Annotated in this window: 19 protein-coding genes; 4 read left to right on the top strand and 15 right to left on the bottom strand. The window is 58.5% G+C overall.

Annotation, left to right across the window (positions count from 1 at the left end; translation table 11 throughout):
• Window positions 1-27 precede the first annotated feature (27 nt).
• The 7 genes from J2Y90_RS11560 to J2Y90_RS11530 all read right to left on the bottom strand — a co-directional run bounded on the left by J2Y90_RS11560 (window position 28) and on the right by J2Y90_RS11530 (window position 4,355).
• On the bottom strand, window positions 28-1,245 hold the full coding sequence (locus J2Y90_RS11560; protein WP_253499627.1) for a phage tail tape measure protein: 1,218 nt from the start codon (window positions 1,243-1,245) through the stop codon (window positions 28-30).
• A gap of 56 nt (window positions 1,246-1,301) precedes the next feature.
• Entirely contained in the window at window positions 1,302-1,556 is a 255-nt protein-coding gene (locus J2Y90_RS11555; RefSeq protein ID WP_253499624.1) for a hypothetical protein, read from the bottom strand.
• A gap of 29 nt (window positions 1,557-1,585) precedes the next feature.
• Window positions 1,586-1,936 (bottom strand): phage tail assembly chaperone family protein, TAC, encoded by a 351-nt coding sequence (locus tag J2Y90_RS11550; RefSeq protein WP_253499620.1) that lies wholly within the window; start codon window positions 1,934-1,936, stop codon window positions 1,586-1,588.
• A gap of 8 nt (window positions 1,937-1,944) precedes the next feature.
• Window positions 1,945-2,436: a phage tail tube protein gene (locus tag J2Y90_RS11545; protein WP_253499617.1), complete on the bottom strand. Its 492-nt coding sequence runs from the start codon at window positions 2,434-2,436 to the stop codon at window positions 1,945-1,947.
• A gap of 95 nt (window positions 2,437-2,531) precedes the next feature.
• A complete protein-coding gene (locus tag J2Y90_RS11540) occupies window positions 2,532-2,723 on the bottom strand; it encodes a hypothetical protein (protein ID WP_253499614.1) in 192 nt (63 codons plus the stop codon).
• Window positions 2,724-2,747: 24 nt separating this feature from the next.
• Entirely contained in the window at window positions 2,748-3,095 is a 348-nt protein-coding gene (locus tag J2Y90_RS11535) for a phage holin family protein (protein WP_253499611.1), read from the bottom strand.
• 525 nt (window positions 3,096-3,620) lie between these two features.
• Window positions 3,621-4,355 carry a LexA family transcriptional regulator gene (locus J2Y90_RS11530; RefSeq protein ID WP_253505136.1) on the bottom strand — a complete coding sequence of 245 codons (735 nt, stop codon included), beginning with the start codon at window positions 4,353-4,355 and terminating at the stop codon, window positions 3,621-3,623.
• Window positions 4,356-4,644: 289 nt separating this feature from the next.
• Between J2Y90_RS11530 and J2Y90_RS11525 the strand changes: the two genes are divergently transcribed.
• The 3 genes from J2Y90_RS11525 (at window position 4,645) to fdxA (ending at window position 9,576) form a co-directional block, all read left to right on the top strand.
• On the top strand, window positions 4,645-5,805 hold the full coding sequence (locus J2Y90_RS11525) for an acyltransferase family protein (RefSeq protein WP_253499608.1): 1,161 nt from the start codon (window positions 4,645-4,647) through the stop codon (window positions 5,803-5,805).
• A gap of 713 nt (window positions 5,806-6,518) precedes the next feature.
• Entirely contained in the window at window positions 6,519-9,089 is a 2,571-nt protein-coding gene (gene mutS, locus J2Y90_RS11520; RefSeq protein ID WP_253505133.1) for a DNA mismatch repair protein MutS, read from the top strand.
• Between the two features lie 163 nt (window positions 9,090-9,252).
• Window positions 9,253-9,576, top strand: coding sequence for a ferredoxin FdxA (gene fdxA / locus J2Y90_RS11515; RefSeq protein WP_064364244.1), 324 nt, complete (start codon window positions 9,253-9,255; stop codon window positions 9,574-9,576).
• A gap of 521 nt (window positions 9,577-10,097) precedes the next feature.
• On the opposite strand, the gene rpoS is transcribed toward fdxA, so the two are convergent.
• The 8 genes from rpoS to J2Y90_RS11475 form a co-directional block, all read right to left on the bottom strand.
• A complete protein-coding gene (gene rpoS / locus J2Y90_RS11510) occupies window positions 10,098-11,108 on the bottom strand; it encodes an RNA polymerase sigma factor RpoS (protein ID WP_065615277.1) in 1,011 nt (336 codons plus the stop codon).
• Window positions 11,109-11,214: 106 nt separating this feature from the next.
• Complete coding sequence (locus J2Y90_RS11505; protein WP_253499605.1) at window positions 11,215-12,084, bottom strand: peptidoglycan DD-metalloendopeptidase family protein; 870 nt, start codon at window positions 12,082-12,084, stop codon at window positions 11,215-11,217.
• 211 nt (window positions 12,085-12,295) lie between these two features.
• Window positions 12,296-12,931 carry a protein-L-isoaspartate(D-aspartate) O-methyltransferase gene (locus J2Y90_RS11500; RefSeq protein WP_160768345.1) on the bottom strand — a complete coding sequence of 212 codons (636 nt, stop codon included), beginning with the start codon at window positions 12,929-12,931 and terminating at the stop codon, window positions 12,296-12,298.
• 38 nt (window positions 12,932-12,969) lie between these two features.
• Window positions 12,970-13,719, bottom strand: a complete 750-nt coding sequence (gene surE, locus J2Y90_RS11495; protein WP_042606997.1) for a 5'/3'-nucleotidase SurE — start codon at window positions 13,717-13,719, stop codon at window positions 12,970-12,972.
• Window positions 13,707-14,765 (bottom strand): tRNA pseudouridine(13) synthase TruD, encoded by a 1,059-nt coding sequence (truD, locus tag J2Y90_RS11490; RefSeq protein ID WP_253499602.1) that lies wholly within the window; start codon window positions 14,763-14,765, stop codon window positions 13,707-13,709. The genes surE and truD overlap by 13 nt, the downstream gene beginning before the upstream one ends.
• On the bottom strand, window positions 14,762-15,235 hold the full coding sequence (gene ispF / locus J2Y90_RS11485; RefSeq protein WP_253499599.1) for a 2-C-methyl-D-erythritol 2,4-cyclodiphosphate synthase: 474 nt from the start codon (window positions 15,233-15,235) through the stop codon (window positions 14,762-14,764). Before ispF ends, truD begins: the two co-directional genes overlap by 4 nt.
• A 54-nt stretch (window positions 15,236-15,289) precedes the next feature.
• A complete protein-coding gene (gene fghA, locus J2Y90_RS11480) occupies window positions 15,290-16,135 on the bottom strand; it encodes an S-formylglutathione hydrolase (protein ID WP_253499596.1) in 846 nt (281 codons plus the stop codon).
• A 96-nt stretch (window positions 16,136-16,231) separates the two neighbouring features.
• Entirely contained in the window at window positions 16,232-17,344 is a 1,113-nt protein-coding gene (locus tag J2Y90_RS11475) for an S-(hydroxymethyl)glutathione dehydrogenase/class III alcohol dehydrogenase (RefSeq protein ID WP_253499593.1), read from the bottom strand.
• Window positions 17,345-17,460: 116 nt separating this feature from the next.
• Here J2Y90_RS11475 and J2Y90_RS11470 point away from each other — a divergent pair, with 116 nt between their 5' ends.
• Window positions 17,461-18,357: a LysR substrate-binding domain-containing protein gene (locus J2Y90_RS11470; protein ID WP_130902035.1), complete on the top strand. Its 897-nt coding sequence runs from the start codon at window positions 17,461-17,463 to the stop codon at window positions 18,355-18,357.
• The last annotated feature ends 133 nt before the right edge of the window (window positions 18,358-18,490 follow it).

Raw genomic sequence — 18,490 nt, 5'->3', positions numbered from 1 at the left:
GGCGTGAATGATTGCGGCCGCTGAAATTCAGCGGCCGTTGATGGCGGACCAGATCTGCCCACCCGGTTTGAGATCGCGGGCAATCTGCTCGGCAGCGCCTTGTTTGGCAGCGCCGGCATAGGCTTTGGCAACGGTTTGCGAGTTCATGTCGCCGACAGCGCCACCGCCGGAGCCGTCACCGACATTGATAGTTTGCTGGATTACTACTTGATGACTGCTGCTACCTACCAGTGATCCTCCTTGGAGTTGCACGCCAAGGGAACCATCGGAACCGCGGCTGAGCGGCATGATGGCCTCCGGACCGGCTTCGCCGAACATGGCCATGGGGGCCAGCGTCGGTCCTGTGGCGACGCCGTTTGTGAAGGCGCCACCTTTGGCGTGATAAGTGATTCCCGCCGTGTTGAGCTGCGGGACGAAGGTAGTGCTCATACCATCGACTTTGGCTATCGTCGCTGTGGGTGCCGCAGAGTTGCCGAGATATGACATTGCAGCGGAGCTCACCAGACCGAACAGCGAATTCAATCCGCTGGAGACCGCTGTTTGCGCAGCCAGCTTGGCCATGTCGCCGAGCACGGATTTGGCAAAATCGGAAAACGAAAACTTGCCTGTCATTGCAAATGTCGAGACCGCATCGCCCATGGTGTTGAATGCACTGGTGAACACGGCTCTGGATTTGGCTGCGACATTGTTGGAGCTTGTCAGGTAATCGTCCCAGGCTGAGGTGGCGCCGTTAATCCAGTTGCCTTGCGCTTCGGTCATCGCCTCGTAGTTGCTCTGAACCTGCAGAGTCATCTGCTCATGTTCGGCTTTCAGCTCGTCGAGTTTAGTGCCGTAATCGGCACCGTCCTGAGGCGCAATGCCTCCCGCCGTGGGCTTGTCCAGGGCCTTGCGGGCCAGCGCGTATTTCTGATCGATTTCACTCAACGCCTTGGCACGTTCACTTTCCCTTGTACCCATCGCGACCTGCGCGGCAGCAAGAGCACCTTGACTGCGTAATTTGTCGAAATCGTCTGAGTAGTGGGTTTGCTTGCTAACTTGTTCTTGAACATCGACGTAGGTGGCGATATTGGCTTGGGCAATCGAACTGGCCGAAGCATGCAACGTCACACCAATTTTCTTTGCCGCGTCCTCGATCTGCTTTTGCATCTGGCGCAGCTTTTGTTCAGTAATTCGTGACGCCTGAGTCCAGGCTTGTTCAAGGCCGTCCAGATTTGGCGTCAAACCCGCTGAGGAGGTAACTGCCATGTGCATTTCTCCGGGCTATGAAAAAACCCGCCGAAACGGGTCATGTAGTTGTCTGCCTATCGCCATTGCTCAATTGCACGTTCAAGGGATAACCCTTGACGCTGCTCATGAGGCATGAAATCCAGCAGTTCCGCCAGGCCGCCGCCCAGTCGGTGAGTCTGTAGAGCAACCATCGCGCTACCCGCCTCCAGCCGTCGGCCGGTATGAAGCGAACCATATCGATCGATATAGCAGCCCCACGCCAAGGCTTCGTGATAGGTCATGCGCTCCTTGGCTTCAGCAATAGTCCGGCCGCCAACTCCGTTCAGCACCAACTCGTGCCAGAACTCATCGGCGGCGGTCAGTTTTTTACGGCATTACCGCCCGTGCCATTCACCTCATTGATTGCATTGAGCATCAGAAAACCCAAGGAGGGTTCAAGACTGTAGGCATCATCGTAGGAGAGCGCTTCCGTGCCCTCAGCTCCCAGCGACACCGAAGCTGCAATGTAACTCGCATTTCGGCTCTGCTCGGTTTCGCCCTGAGCAAACAGCCGCTCGATGACGCCAAACGACTGCCGGCGAATATGCAGGATGAAGGTATCCGTTACTTCCTCGCCCGATTTGCTGTCCAGATGCGTCCAGCTCACCTCTTTACGGATCAGTTGGGCATCGACGATGCCCCCCCTGGCTTTCAGTTCTTTGAGGTTCATGGCATTTCTCAGGCTTTCTTGATCCAGGCGGAACCGCCGGTACGTTGAATAGTGACCGTGGTCGTGACCACGGCATTGAGCGCGAAATTGAACGGGAAGTCCGACACATAACCGTCAAACGCAAACCAGGTACGGGTCGCTGGCAGCTCAAAGTTATTGCCCTGTGCATTCACGGTTGGCACTACCCCTTTGCCGTCGGACCAACCCACTACCCATTTGATACCGGTGTCACCATCGGCTTCGGAAAGTTGATGCAGACGGATATGACTGGCATTGGTCGGGTCAGCGTTGAGGCCCAGACTGGCGGTGCCAGGCGTACGCAAGCCTTTTTTATAGGTGCGCGCCTCGGCGTCGAGGCTGGTGTCCTCAATCTGCTCCGACGGAGCACCACCCGGATCGAAAGACGTGGCGTGTTCGATTTCCAGCACGGTGTAGGAGCCGGTGCCTGTGGCGGGCGGAACAAGGGCGAAAATTTGAGTACCTTGGGTAAGAATCGACATCTGGTGTTCTCCAATGAACATAAAAAAACCCGCATAGGCGGGGGTGGGGGTGTTGCTTTATTCGGGGACGGTCTCAAAGGCACGAAGCCGCCGGATCACGGCGCCGGGGTGCCGTCAAGGTAAGGCGGTGCATTCGGATCCGGCTCCCGGCTCTTGATCAGATCCACCAGGGCCTGATTGCTTTGCGCCAATAACCGGATGGACGCATTCAGCGCAGTCTGTCCGTCAGACTGGATTTGTAGCGCTGCGACCAATCTATTTATCGCGGCCAGATCTTCATCATTCATAGTTGGTGTTTCTCTTGGAGAGGATCATTTATCGGTAGGTGAATCGCGCGGCGGCACTTCGCATACGCCGATGCGCTTGGCCGCCCAGCGTTCGTAAAGGCCGATGGCGACGTCGGCGCCGGCCATCGCTGTCAGGCAACCGAACGCGCCGGCGGCCCAGATCGATAATCCTGCGGCATACAGCAGCATGATTGCCGACACGCCGCAGATCATGCAGGCACCGGAGCGCAGGGCCAGACGCCGCAGCAGCGACCAGCCGCGTGCGCCTTCCTTGTCGGCGCGCCACATTTCGCCGGACACCCCGCCGACGACGGCAAGGAGGATGACCAGCCAGATCGGCATGTCCGCCAACGCTTGTTGCTCGTTTGTCATGTCACGCCTCCGTGGGTGATTGATGAGTGATGGGTTGGGTTCAAACGGTTTCTCTTGAGGCAGGCATTCCAAAAAGCCCGGCGCTTGCACGCCAGGCTTTTCAGTAATGCGCTCCTTCGCCTTCCTTCAAATCCTGTGTTCGAGAAGGAAGCTGACTTTTCGGCGCTACTGGCGCGGTACGAGTCCATTCAGATTGTTTTTCCGACCGCGGTCCCTGCCCGCCGGATAACTGCTTCTGGTGCTTTACGCTGCACACCCGGGTCAGTTGCCAACCCTCTGAACCGTTGAGGCCGGTTCATCGCTGCCTGTTCTTGTGGAACTAAAGAGCTTGTCTTGCCAGCCGCTTTGTCGAGCGGCTTGGTGGCAAGAATATGCATGGATGCATATACAGTCAATGCATAAATGCATTTATTTATGCATTGATTTTGCACGCATGCATGGAAGCCGCGCAGGACAAGGGCTGGAGGATTTCTGAAGGCGAAAAAAAACCTGCCGAGCGGCAGGTTTCAGTTCGATCGAAGGGGGCTAGCGGGCGTACATACCCCACCAGAAGACGTGACCGAGGATGACGATCTGCTCTTCCTGAATTTCCTGGAAGCTGTAGTCCTCGTCCGGATGCTCGTCGCGATTGAAGCTGCGCAGACGGATGCCAGTGGGCAGGCGATAGAGTTGCTTCACGCGCAACTGGCCATTGTGATTGATCGCATAGAGGTCGCCATCAATGATGTCGCCAATGCCGCACTTGCCAGCATTGACGCCGACAGTGGCGCCATCACGCAACACCGGCAACATGCTGTTGCCGCGCACTGTTACGCACTTGGCCTGGTCGAACTGAACGCCGTTATGGCGCAGGCTGCGCTTGCCGAAGCGCAGGCTGGAGCGCTCGCTCTCTTCGATGACGAATCTTCCTGATCCAGCAGCCAATTCAACCTCGCGTAGAAAGGGCACGGACACTTCGTCATCCTCGACGGGGGTGTCATCGTCCCACAGCATGATGTCCTTGAGTTCCGCATGCACGTCTTCGCGGGCGCCGCCCGCGTTCGATGCGACGTCCGCACGCCCGCGCAACTGATCGGTACTTACATTGAAGTAATCGGCGATCTTCGAGATATGTTTATCCGAAGGATCGACAATCTTCCCGCTGAGAATCCGCGAGAGCGTGGATTGAGGCACGCCGGTGCGACGGTGGAGCTCCGTGGGGGAGATCCCGTGCTGGTCGAGCAGTGCTCTTAAGACGGAGGATACGTTGCGTTTTTGCATAACGCGCATAGTGCTTGAACTCTTTTGCGAACACAAATGCTGATTTGCATAAATAATGCATAAAAACTCATCCGCACCGAGTCGTTTCACGGCTGCGACGTGCCAATGAGCCGTGGTAACCTAGCGCCAACTAGGAAACTTCCTACAAGCCAATCAGAACAATCTTATTTAAATCCAGCCTCCTTCAGATCCGACGCTGAAACGATTTGAGCCCGGAACAAGCAACTGTCGCCTGTGGCTCAGCCTGCAGGACTGCACAGTCGAGCGATCGATCAACACTGAGCCAACCATGACCACACCCCATGTAAAACAGCGCAAGAACAGCGACATTGAAGCGTTGCGCGCGCTGGCGATTGTCCTTGTCATCTTTGCCCACATCGCCTTGATCCTGTCTCCGCAATCACTCTACTGGAACGTCCTGGCGGACTATCGATTCGGCTACGGCGTCGATATTTTCTTCTGCGTTTCCGGGTTCATCATTACCAAATCGATTGCCAGTGAGATTCCGGCCAGCCGAAGCCTTCGTGACTTGCTGGAGTTGAGCGTGCCGTTCTGGGTCAGGCGGTTCTGGCGACTTATGCCATCGGCCCTGTTCTGGATCGGGGTTTCTCTGCTGCTGTCATATCTGTACGGCGGCAAAGGGGTGTTTTTGCAGTTGGAGATTTTCGTCCACTCCGCCATCGCCGCTGCCTTGCAGTATATGAATGTGGTGTACGCCGTCAGCCGGGACACCGGTACGCTGGGTGATGCCGGGATTTACTGGAGCCTTTCCCTGGAAAACCAGTTTTATCTGGTGCTGCCGATCATTGCGGTGCTGGCTGGTCGGCGCTGGATGCCTGCAGTATTCATTGCGGTATTCCTGGCGCAGTTCTTTCTGACCCGGCAACTGATCCGCCCTACGCCCGAGTTGTGGGCGTTCCGTACCGACGCCATTTCCCTGGGCGTGCTGTTGGCCCTGTGGCACGGCAGCGAAAGTTACCGGCGTCTGGAACCGACCTTCCTGAAAAACAAGGCAGTCGTTGTGCTGTTACTGGCGGCGATGATCTGGCTCCTTGCCGCGCTGACCGCCCCTAACCCGCCCCTGCCTTTCGCCATGGGACTGACCGCTGTCGGCTCAGGTTTGCTGGTCTGGGTCGCGAGCTACAACAAGGATTATCTGACGCCCAACCGCGCCTTGGCAGCCTTGTGCAATTACATCGGCTCGCGCTCCTACGCCATCTACCTGACGCACGTCATTGCGCTGTCGCTGGTCAGGCACTGGTTCTTTGCCTCACCTGGCGACACTCAGCCAACGCCTTTCGACGGTGGATACACGGCGTTGTATATCGGTGTTTTTGTCGCAGTCACTTTGTTGTTTTCCGAATTCAACTACCGCTACATCGAAAACCCGATGAGAAGGCAGGGCGAGAAATTGTCGCGCAATCTCAAATCGCGATTCGCCGTGGCTTGAAAGTCGCGAAAGGGCAAAAAGCGTTGTGGTACGACGCACTTTTGCCCTCGCCGGCACCTGAACCGCCCTTGTGCGGATCAACTGTCTCTACCCGCTGCTCAGCCTTTGACTCGGCGGGAGAAGTAATTAATGGTCACCATAGCGCCCTGGAATCCTCGTTCCATAAAAGGCAGTTCATCTGCGGCGGTGTCTGAATCGAACTTCACAAACGATCGCGTCTTGAATAGAAACCTGGATGTGTCGAGGTGGGATCCTTAAAGTTCAACCGAGCGTAAAACAGGGGAAGTGCCATCGCTGGCGCGACGGCTGTGTCACTGTGATGAAAGCCGGCTCGTCAGGCGCTGGCGCCGATCTCTTGGATTCAGCTCCGCCAGCTCAGCGCTGACCAATCGAATCTCACGCAACACCACCACGCCACATCGCTCGATGTCGATCCTGAGCCGATGCCTTCGGACTGTGCCACGCTGCTTCCTCGACTGACCTTCAACCCACGAATTCCGATCATCCATGGCTTTTCGGCACTCTAGGACACAATGCGAGCCCGAGCGGCGGCACGTTGCTGCATCCACCTCAAAAAAACTTCATACTCAGCGCCACTGAATCAACCCACGGGCCGCATCCCTGGCAAACACTCGCCATTTTGCAGATGCGAACGACCCCGTTTTTGCCTCGTCACTCATTCCGGTAAAGCTAAACCCCTGATGAATAAAGCTATTTCAGACCTGTCCTCCCACACTCCGATGATGCAGCAATACTGGCGCCTGAAGAATCAGCACCCGGATCAGCTGATGTTCTACCGCATGGGCGACTTCTACGAGATCTTCTACGAAGACGCGAAGAAGGCTGCCAAGTTGCTCGACATCACCCTGACCGCGCGCGGACAGTCGGCGGGGCAGGCGATTCCGATGTGTGGGATTCCTTACCATGCAGCGGAAGGGTATCTGGCGAAACTGGTCAAGCTCGGCGAGTCGGTGGTGATTTGCGAGCAGGTCGGCGACCCGGCCACCAGCAAAGGCCCGGTGGAGCGCCAAGTGGTGCGGATCATCACGCCGGGGACGGTCAGTGACGAAGCGCTGCTGGATGAACGCCGCGATAACCTGATCGCCGCGGTATTGGGCGATGAGCGCCTGTTCGGTCTCGCGGTGCTGGACATCACCAGCGGCAACTTCACCGTGCTCGAGATCAAAGGCTGGGAAAACCTGCTCGCGGAACTGGAGCGGGTGAATCCGGTTGAACTGCTGATCCCGGATGACTGGCCGAAAGACCTGCCGGCGGAAAAACGCCGTGGCGTGCGTCGTCGCGCACCATGGGATTTCGAGCGTGATTCAGCGCTGAAAAGCCTGTGTCAGCAGTTTTCCACTCAGGATCTCAAGGGCTTCGGGTGCGAGAACCTGACCCTGGCCATTGGCGCTGCCGGCTGCCTGTTGGCCTACGCCAAGGAAACCCAGCGCACTGCCCTGCCCCACTTGCGCAGCCTGCGTCACGAACGTCTCGATGACACCGTGGTGCTCGACGGTGCCAGCCGGCGCAATCTGGAACTCGACACCAACCTGGCCGGTGGCCGCGATAATACCCTGCAATCGGTGGTCGATCGCTGCCAGACCGCCATGGGCAGCCGCTTGCTCACTCGATGGTTGAACCGACCGTTGCGCGATCTCACCGTGTTACTGGCGCGTCAGACCTCGATCCGTTGCCTGCTCGACGGCTATCGCTTCGAAAAGCTGCAACCGCAGCTCAAGGAAATCGGCGACATCGAGCGCATTCTGGCGCGTATTGGTTTGCGCAATGCGCGGCCTCGTGACCTGGCGCGTCTGCGTGATGCCCTCGGCGCGCTGCCCGAACTGCAAGTGGCGATGACCGATCTGGAAGCGCCGCACCTGCAGCATCTGGCGGCCACCACCAGCACCTATCCGGAATTGGCGGCGCTGCTGGAAAAAGCCATCATCGACAACCCGCCAGCGGTGATCCGTGACGGCGGCGTGCTGAAAACCGGTTACGACAGCGAACTCGATGAACTGCAATCACTGAGCGAAAACGCCGGTCAGTTCCTCATCGATCTTGAAGCCCGGGAGAAAGCCCGCACCGGTCTGGCCAATCTGAAAGTCGGCTACAACCGTATCCACGGCTACTTCATCGAACTGCCGAGCAAGCAGGCTGAATCGGCGCCGGCCGACTATATCCGCCGGCAGACGCTCAAAGGTGCCGAACGCTTCATCACCCCGGAGCTGAAAGAATTCGAAGACAAGGCACTGTCCGCCAAAAGTCGCGCGCTCGCCCGCGAGAAGATGCTTTACGAAGCGCTGCTCGAAGACTTGATCAGCCAGTTGCCACCGTTGCAGGATACCGCTGGCGCTTTGGCCGAACTCGACGTCTTGAGCAACCTCGCCGAGCGTGCGCTGAACCTCGACCTGAATTGCCCGCGTTTCGTCAGCGAGCCGTGCATGCGCATCACCCAGGGTCGTCACCCGGTGGTCGAGCAAGTGCTGACCACGCCGTTCGTGGCCAACGATCTGAGCCTCGACGACAACACGCGCATGCTGGTCATTACCGGCCCGAACATGGGCGGTAAATCCACTTACATGCGTCAGACCGCGCTGATCGTATTGCTGGCGCATATCGGCAGTTTCGTACCGGCCGCCAGTTGCGAGTTGTCGCTGGTCGACCGGATCTTCACCCGCATCGGTTCCAGCGATGACCTCGCCGGTGGCCGTTCGACCTTCATGGTCGAGATGAGCGAAACCGCCAACATCCTGCACAACGCCACCGAACGCAGTCTGGTGCTGATGGACGAAGTCGGCCGCGGCACCAGCACCTTCGACGGTCTGTCGCTGGCGTGGGCAGCCGCCGAGCGCCTGGCCCATCTGCGCGCCTATACCCTGTTCGCCACCCACTATTTTGAACTGACCGTGCTGCCAGAAGCCGAACCTCTGGTAGCCAACGTGCATCTCAACGCTACCGAGCACAACGAGCGCATCGTGTTCCTGCACCACGTTCTGCCCGGGCCTGCCAGCCAGAGCTATGGCCTGGCGGTGGCGCAACTGGCGGGTGTGCCGAGCGAAGTGATCATGCGCGCGCGCGAGCATCTGAGTCGCCTGGAAGATACCGCCCTGCCCCATGAGGCGCCGAAACCGGCAGCCAAGGGCAAGCCGTCGACGCCGCAGCAAAGCGACATGTTCGCCTCGTTGCCACATCCGGTGCTGGACGAATTGGCCAAAGTGGATCTCGACGACATGACGCCACGGCGTGCGCTCGAGATGCTCTATGCACTGAAGAACCGGATATAAGCACTGAAGAAGCGGATATAACGCAAATCGCTTCAAGCTGTTAGAATCTCGCGCGGTTCGGGATGCTGCTGGCTCATAGCCTGGTCAGCAGGTATCGCTCCCGAACCTGGCGACCCCAACCGTGAAGGGGCAACGCTGCCGCCGCCTGAGGAGAAAATTAGAAATGACCTTCGTCGTCACCGACAACTGCATCAAGTGCAAGTACACCGACTGCGTAGAAGTCTGTCCGGTGGACTGCTTTTACGAAGGCCCGAACTTCCTGGTGATTCACCCGGACGAGTGCATCGATTGCGCGCTGTGTGAACCAGAATGCCCGGCTGTGGCGATCTTCTCGGAAGATGAGATCCCAAGCGGCATGGAAAACTTCATCGAGCTCAATGCCGAGCTGGCGGATGTCTGGCCGAACATCACCGAGCGCAAGGATCCCCTTCCGGATTCTGCCGAGTGGGATGGCAAGCCGAACAAGATCGAACAACTCGAACGCTGATCTGCCCGCGTTCGACCTGAAAGGCCCCTTGCGGGCCTTTTTGCTTTTTGCAGATTTTACTTTTCTACAGGCGAAAAAAGGGGCGGTATGACCCGCCCACATTTTTTCCCTATTCCCTGTGTTCCTTTTCATCGTCCTGATGAACCGCCTCCTGCGATGTCCGTTACCCTCATCCGTGAAGGGTGTGTCTGTCCGTCGACACAGGTTGAATATTAGAGGGTTTGCGGGCAGGAGCAATTGGAGCTCGATGCAAGTCCGCGCTGTCATAAGCACATAACAATCAAAATATATTCCATAAATACAGCAGGTTACCGATTAGCGTCCGATCGCGATCGGCTTCCACGGAAGGGCAAAGATAGCGAAAACTTACGACACAGTAAGCAAAGGCTTACAGCGAGAGACTACAAACACAGAAATTGCCTACCGCTTGTCGGGCGGCATTCCGTTTCGCTTCCCTAGAACAACAAAAAGCCCCGACTGATCAAATCAGCCGGGGCTTTTTGCGGCGGTCGACAAGGCGCTTATTGAAACAACGACTCGCTCGACAGGCCATTCTTCTCAAGGATCTCGCGAAGGCGCTTGAGGCCTTCCACCTGGATCTGCCGTACCCGTTCGCGGGTCAGACCGATCTCCAGGCCTACGTCTTCCAGCGTACTGCTCTCATGACCGCGCAGGCCGAAGCGGCGAATCACCACTTCACGCTGCTTGTCGGTCAGCTCCGACAGCCATTGATCGATGCTCTGCGACAGGTCGTCGTCCTGCAGCAGTTCGCACGGATCGGTTGGACGATCGTCAGTGAGGGTGTCCAGCAGGGTTTTATCCGAATCCGGACCCAGCGAGACGTCGACCGAAGAAACCCGTTCGTTCAGGCCGAGCATGCGCTTGACCTCGCCCACCGGTTTTTCCAGCAGGTTGGCGATTTCTTCGGGTGAAGGTTCGTGATCGAGTTTTTGCGTCAGCTCCCGTGCAGCCCGCAGGTACACGTTGAGCTCTTTGACCACATGAATCGGCAACCGGATGGTCCTGGTCTGATTCATGATCGCGCGTTCGATGGTCTGACGAATCCACCACGTGGCGTAGGTCGAGAAGCGGAAGCCGCGCTCGGGATCGAACTTTTCCACCGCGCGGATCAATCCGAGGTTGCCCTCTTCGATAAGATCCAGCAGCGACAGCCCCCGATTGACGTAACGCCGGGCGATCTTGACGACCAGCCGCAGGTTACTTTCGATCATGCGCTTGCGCCCGGCCGGGTCGCCACTTTGCGACAAGCGCGCAAAATGAACTTCTTCTTCCGGGGAGAGCAGAGGGGAAAAGCCGATTTCGTTGAGATACAACTGCGTGGCATCAAGTGCACGCGTGTAGTCGATGTACTTGTGTTGTTTAAGTGAAGCGGAGTGTCTGGATTTGGAACGAACGGAAGGTGGAGCAGCCCCTTCATCATTCGACATCGAAGATTCCGAATCGATGCCGGCCTCCATAAGGAGAACCTCATCGTCGATGTCAAACTCCGGCACTTCTTTACTGAGAGCCATTGTTATAGTCCTTTGGTGAGTTCGACCCCAAGCTCAAGCGACGCCTTTATCCTTGGCAACGCTGGAGCCTGTCCCCTCTACGCGACGGAACAGGCTGGCCTTCAAATCAACGTCTTGGCAGGAACTGCAGCGGATCCACAGGTTTACCTTGGCGGCGAATCTCAAAATGCAGTTTCACCCGGTCTGTACCCGTTGACCCCATTTCGGCAATTGTCTGTCCGACCTTGACCTGCTGCCCCTCCCGAACCAACAGCCTGCGGTTATGTCCGTAAGCACTGACGTAGGTTTCGCTGTGTTTGATGATGACCAATTCGCCGTAGCCCCGTAAGCCACTCCCGGCGTATACAACCGTCCCATCAGACGCAGCTAAAACAGGCTGTCCCAAATCCCCGGCGATATCAATTCCTTTATTCAAACTACCGTTTGAAGAGAATTTTCCAATCAGAACGCCATTAGATGGCCATCCCCAGCCGGTTGGGGCCGGGCCTGCCGGAGGCAGTGAAGCGGGCGCGGGTTTGCTCGCGACGGACGGTACAACCCCTTTGGAACCGGTGGTTGTAGTGGTCGTCGTGCCATTCGCCTGGCGCCGGATTACCGTGGTTTTACTGGAGGACGAAGGCGAAGAACTGGAGCTGCTCACGACCGCCGTCGGCGTTGAACCGGTTCGGCCGTCGAAGCGAATTGTCTGACCCGGATGGATCGTATACGGCGTAGGAATGTTGTTCCGCGCGGCGAGGGTTTTGTAGTCCCAGCCGTAACGAAAGGCGATCGAAAACAAGGTATCCCCGGGACGGACTACGTATTGCCCGGTTGTGACGGTCGGACGCTGGGCGACCGCATTGTTGCGATCGACAACGCGCACGCTGCTCGATTTGGTGCTGGAGCAACCGACCAGCAAGGTGCTCAAGACAAGGCCAGTCACCAGGCGCTGAAAGCTCGTGTTACCCATACGCTGCGCAATGACTGTGAGACTCACCCGCCGCTCCCTTTGTGGTGGCTGAAAATTCTGAATGCCGCACCGCGGCATGAGGTGACGCAAGTATAACGGGCCGAAACGGCTTTACCTTTAATGAAGCGAAATCACCAGGCGCACACGTTTGCAAGTTGCAACTACGCTGCGTTTAAACCCGGGCTGCCGGTGTAAGACCGGCGCCGTTCAAAGGAATTCAGCGCCTGTTTGCAAATGCTCACGCCAGCGGCCCGTTGAGCAAAGGCACGAAGCGAACAGCGCCCAGAACGTGTCGGGAAAAGCCATGTTCCTCGCGCACGATCAACATCAATTGTTGTACTTCACCGGAGCCGACTGGAATCACCATGCGCCCACCGGGAGCCAATTGATCGAGTAATGCTTGCGGCACATCGGTCGCTACCGCAGTGACAATGATGCCGTTATACGGCGCCAGCGCCGGCCAGCCTTCCCAGCCGTCGCCCCAGCGAAACACCACATTACGCAGGTTCAGTTCGACCAGACGCTCCTTGGCGCGATCCTGCAGCACCTTGATGCGTTCGACCGAGAACACCCGCTCGACCAGTTGCGACAACACCGCCGTCTGGTAGCCAGAGCCCGTACCGATCTCCAGTACCTTGTCCAACGGGCCCGCCTCCAGCAGCAGCTCGCTCATCCGCGCAACCATATAAGGCTGGGAAATCGTCTGGTTGTTGCCGATCGGCAGCGCGGTGTCTTCGTAAGCGCGGTGCGCCAGCGCCTCGTCGACAAACAGGTGACGCGGCGTGCGGCGGATCACTTCCAGCACTTTGGCATTCGACACGCCTTCTTCATACAGACGCTGGATCAGTCGCTCGCGGGTGCGCTGGGAAGTCATGCCTATGCCGCTGCGCAGGCGGTCGTCATGTTCACGCATCAGCTCAGTCCTCCCAGCCAGCCATCGAGACTTCTGAACGCATCATTGAAGGTGCGATCGAGCTGCAACGGCGTGATGGACACATAGCCCTGCATGACGGCATGAAAATCGGTGCCCGGGCCGCCGTCTTCGGCGTCGCCGGCGGCGGCAATCCAGTAACCGGCCTTGCCACGCGGATCGACCACTTTCATCGGCGCCGCCGCGCGGGCGCGATGGCCGAGGCGGGTCAGCTGGATGCCACGGATGTGATCGATAGGCAGATTGGGAATGTTCACGTTGAGCACCGTGCGCGGTGGCAGATCGAGCCCGGCGTGGGCCTCGACCAGCTTGCGCGCGAAGTACGCCGCCGTCGGCAGGTTATCCACCTGACGCGAGACCAATGAGAATGCAAAGGCTGGACGCTCGAGAAATCGTCCTTCAAGCGCAGCCGCCACGGTTCCGGAATACAGCACGTCGTCACCGAGGTTGGCGCCCAGGTTGATGCCGGAAACCACCATATCGGCCTCGCGTTCCAACAGGCCATTGAGCCCCAGGTGAATGCAATCGGTCGGTGTGCCGTTGAGGCTGATAAAGCCGTTGGCCAGGTATTGGGGGTGCAGCGGACGGTCGAGCGTCAGCGAACTGCTGGCGCCGCTTTTGTCCTGTTCCGGGGCGATAACCACGCATTCGGTGTAATCCGCCAGCGCAGCATAAAGCGCGGCGAGACCGGGCGCGGTTACCCCATCGTCGTTAGAAATCAGAATACGCATGGGCTGTCCGTCTGCCCCACCGGCACCAGATCAACGAGCTCGCGCACCAATACGGTGGCGAAGCATCCGGCCGGGAGGACGAATTCCAGTTGCAGAATGTCAGGTTGGGGATAATGCCACGTCAACCCGCCAATGGGCAGACGCAGGATGCGACGTTCATGGCTCATGCCGGCGTGAATCAACCAGTCGCGCAGATCCGCTTCACGGGCAGCGATCCCCTGCTCCAGAGCATGGACAGCGCCAGCAGCCGGCGAGTCACCTTCGCCCCACTGCGGGCCGGTCGGGTGCAGGTCGAGAATCGCCAGCCGCGGGTCGCTGCATTCAGCTTCACCGGCCGGGAAAAAACTGCGGCTGTCGGTAAACGCCAACAGATCGCCAACCAGTGCGGTATTCCAGGTGCCATCGGCGACGCGCGCCGCCAGCACCTGATTGAACAGAAAGCTGCGCGCCGTCGACAGCAAGCGCGAACGCACATTGCGCTGTTCCGGCAAGGCCTTGCGTGCGGCCCAGGAACGCGCATCGACAACGTTGCCGCCGTCATGGCCAAAGCGCTGGGCGCCGAAATAATTGGGGATGCCTTGTGTGGCGATCAGTTGCAGCCGCTGCTCAAGCGCAGCCTTGTCGCCGGCGAACTGGGTCAGGCGCAGGGTGAAGCCATTGGCCGAGTGCGCCCCGCGTTGCAGCTTGCGTTTATGGCGCGTGGTCTTGAGGATCTTCAGCGTGTCGTTTTCCGCTGCCGACAGATCCGGATCAGCCTTGCCCGGCAGTTGCACGCTGAACCACTGTCGGGTCAGGGCCTGACGGTCCTTGAGACCGGCATAGCTGACGGTGCGCAACGGCACGCCCGCGGCCTTGGCAATACGCCGCGCCGCTTCTTCGGTATTGAGGCCGCGCTTTTCTACCCAGATCCACAGATGTTCGCCGTCACCGCTGAACGGAATGTCGAGCACTTCATCGACCTGGAAGTTTTCGGCGATGGCTTTCAGTACCGCTGTGCCGAGGGGCTCGCCATAGGCACGCGGGCCGAGCAATTGCAGTTCATTCATGCGCGCAGCAACAAGGCAACGGAATGCACGGCGATGCCTTCTTCGCGACCGACAAAGCCAAGCTTTTCGGTGGTGGTAGCTTTGACGTTCACTTGATCCAACTCAACTTGAAGATCCGCCGCGATCAGCGCGCGCATCGATTCGATATGCGGCGCCATCTTCGGCGCCTGGGCAACGATGGTGTTGTCGACGTTGCCGATTTTCCAGCCCTTGGCGTGGATCAGACTGACCACATGACGCAGCAGCACGCGGCTGTCGGCGCCCTTGAATTGCGGGTCGGTGTCCGGGAAGTGTTTGCCGATATCACCCAGCGCCGCCGCGCCGAGCAAGGCGTCGCTCAAGGCGTGCAGCAGGACGTCACCGTCGGAATGAGCGAGCAGCCCGAAGCCGTGTGCAATCTGCACGCCGCCCAGAGTAATGAAATCGCCTTCAGCGAAACGGTGCACATCGTAGCCGTGGCCAATACGCATAAAAAAAACGCCCCGATTTTTGTCAGGGCGTGATTCTACCTGCTTTGTCAGACATTAGGCGTCTAGAGCGCGCGCGTGATGCTGCAAGTGGTCGTCAATGAAGCTTGAGATGAAGAAATAGCTGTGGTCGTAGCCCGGTTGCAGGCGCAACTCCAGCGGATGATTCGCTTGTTTTGCGGCGTGTTGCAAGGCTTCGGGCTTGAGTTGGGTGGCGAGGAAGTCGTCGCGATCACCTTGATCGACCAGCAATGGCAACTTCTCGGCAGCATCGGCGATCAGCACGCACGCGTCCCACTCTTTCCACTTCGAGCGGTCTTCGCCCAAATAGTTGGAAAAGGCTTTCTGGCCCCACGGGCAATCGATCGGATGGGTAATAGGCGAGAACGCCGACACCGATTTATAGCGCCCGGGATTGCGCAAAGCACAAACCAGTGCGCCATGGCCGCCCATGGAGTGGCCGCTGATACTGCGTTTGTCGGAAGCGGGGAAATGCTCCTCAACCAAAGCAGGCAACTCCTGCACGACATAGTCATGCATCCGATAGTGACGCGCCCAGGGCTCCTGCGTAGCGTTCAGGTAAAACCCCGCGCCGAGACCGAAGTCCCAGGCCTTGTCCGCATCGTCCGGGACATCGGGACCACGCGGGCTGGTGTCCGGTGCGACGATGATCAGACCGAGCTGCGCCGCCATGCGCATCGCACCGGCCTTCTGCATGAAATTCTCATCGGTGCAGGTCAGCCCCGACAACCAGTACAACACCGGCAGCTTGCCGCCCTGCTCCGCCTGTGGCGGCAGGTACACGGCAAAGACCATGTCGCAGTCAAGCACTTCGGAGCGATGGCGATAACGCTTGTGCCAGCCACCGAAACTTTTCTGACAGGAAATGTTTTCCAGATTCAAGGGATTCTCCCTAGCTGCAAGCTGCAAGCCGCAAGCTTCAAGACAAAGCACGAATGCCTTTGCTTGCAGCTTGAAACTTGCAGCTCGGAGCTGCTGTTAGAAATGAATGACGGTGCGGATGCTCTTGCCTTCGTGCATCAGGTCGAATGCCTTGTTGATATCTTCCAGGCTCATGGTGTGGGTGATGAAGGTATCCAGCGGGATTTCGCCGCTCTGGGCCATGTCGACGTAGCTTGGCAATTCAGTACGGCCACGCACGCCGCCGAACGCCGAACCGCGCCAGACGCGACCGGTGACCAGCTGGAATGGACGAGTAGCGATTTCCTGACCGGCACCGGCCACACCGATGATGACCGACTCGCCCCAGCCTTTGTGGCAGCACTCAAGCGCGGCGCGCATCAGTTGCACATTGCCGATGCACTCGAAGGAGAAGTCAACGCCGCCATCGGTCATGTCGACGATCACTTCCTGAATCGGACGATCGTAGTCTTTCGGGTTCACGCAGTCGGTGGCACCCAATTGCTTGGCGATTTCGAATTTGGCCGGGTTGATGTCGATGGCGATGATGCGCGCGGCCTTGGCTTTCACCGCACCGATCACTGCCGACAAGCCGATCCCACCGAGACCGAAGATAGCCACGGTGTCACCCGGTTTCACTTTGGCGGTGTTGAGCACGGCGCCGATGCCGGTAGTGACGCCGCAACCGAGCAGGCAGACCTTTTCCAGCGGCGCGTCTTTGGAGATCTTCGCTACGGAAATTTCCGGCAGTACGGTGTACTCCGAAAACGTCGACGTGCCCATGTAGTGGAAAATCGTTTCGCCCTTGTAGGAAAAACGCGAAGTGCCGTCCGGCATCAGGCCTTTGCCTTGGGTAGCGCGAATGGCCTGACAGAGGTTGGTCTTGCCCGATTTGCAGAATTTGCACTGGCCGCATTCCGGGGTGTACAGCGGGATGACGTGATCGCCGACGGCGACCGAGGTCACGCCCTCGCCAATCGCTTCAACGATAGCGCCGCCTTCGTGACCGAGGATCGACGGGAAGATGCCTTCCGGATCTGCGCCGGACAAGGTGTACGCGTCCGTATGGCAGACGCCGGAAGCGACGACGCGCAGCAGCACTTCACCGGCCTTGGGCATGGCGACATCGACTTCTACGATTTCCAGCGGCTTCTTGGCCTCGAAGGCAACGGCGGCGCGTGACTTGATCATGCTGACTCTCCAGTAAATCCAGTGAATAAAAAAGCAGACAGACAGTGTAGTTCAGCGCGTCCTGAGGAATAATCCGGACGAAAGCAAAACATTATTGCCATACAGGGATAATCCAAGTGTCGGAAAACCGCTGGGAAGGCATTGACGAGTTCGTCGCCGTCGCCGAGTGCAACCAATTCACCGCCGCTGCGGAGCGTCTTGGGGTTTCTTCCTCACACATCAGTCGACAAATCGTACGGCTCGAAGAGCGTTTGCAGACGCGTCTGCTCTACCGCAGTACCCGTCGCGTAACGCTGACCGAAGCCGGGCAGACTTTCCTGCAACATTGCCAGCGCCTGCAGGACGGCCGCGAGGAAGCCTTGCGCGCGGTGGGCGATCTGACCAGCGAACCGAAAGGCATGCTGCGCATGACCTGCGCCGTAGCCTATGGCGAACGGTTCATCGTGCCGCTGGTGACGCGCTTCATGGGTCTGTATCCGCAGCTGCGCATCGATATCGAGTTGAGCAATCGGCAACTGGATCTGGTGCATGAAGGGCTGGACCTGGCGATTCGCCTCGGTCGGCTGCAAGATTCCCGGTTGGTCGCGACACGCCTGGCGCCACGGCGCATGTACTTATGCGCGTCGCCTTCCTACCTTGAACGGTACGGGCGCCCACACAGTTTGTCGGAGTTGAGTCGGCACAATTGCCTGATCGGCAGTTCGGATATCTGGCAACTGGAACAGAACGGCCGGGAATTTTCCCAGCGGGTGCAAGGAAACTGGCGTTGCAACAGTGGGCAGGCGGTGCTGGATGCGGCACTGCAGGGGGTCGGGTTGTGTCAGTTGCCGGATTATTACGTGCTCGAGCATTTGCACAGCGGCGCGCTGATTTCCTTGCTGGAGGCGCATCAGCCGCCGAATACGGCCGTGTGGGCGCTGTATCCGCAGCAGCGGCATCTGTCGCCGAAGGTGCGCAAGTTGGTGGATTATTTGAAGGTGGGGCTGGCGGAGCGGCCGGAGTATCGAAGCTGAGTGATGGGTTGTTCGTGCGGCCGCCTTCGCGAGCAAGCTCGCTCCCACAGTGGACGTGCAGTAACTGCAAATCTGATGTCAGGCGCAAATCAAATGTGGGAGCGAGCTTGCTCGCGAAGGCGGCGCAATAGGC

The organism is Pseudomonas koreensis, assembly GCF_024169245.1.
GTDB lineage: Bacteria > Pseudomonadota > Gammaproteobacteria > Pseudomonadales > Pseudomonadaceae > Aquipseudomonas > Aquipseudomonas koreensis_F.
This window is presented reverse-complemented; position numbering and strand designations above follow the sequence as displayed.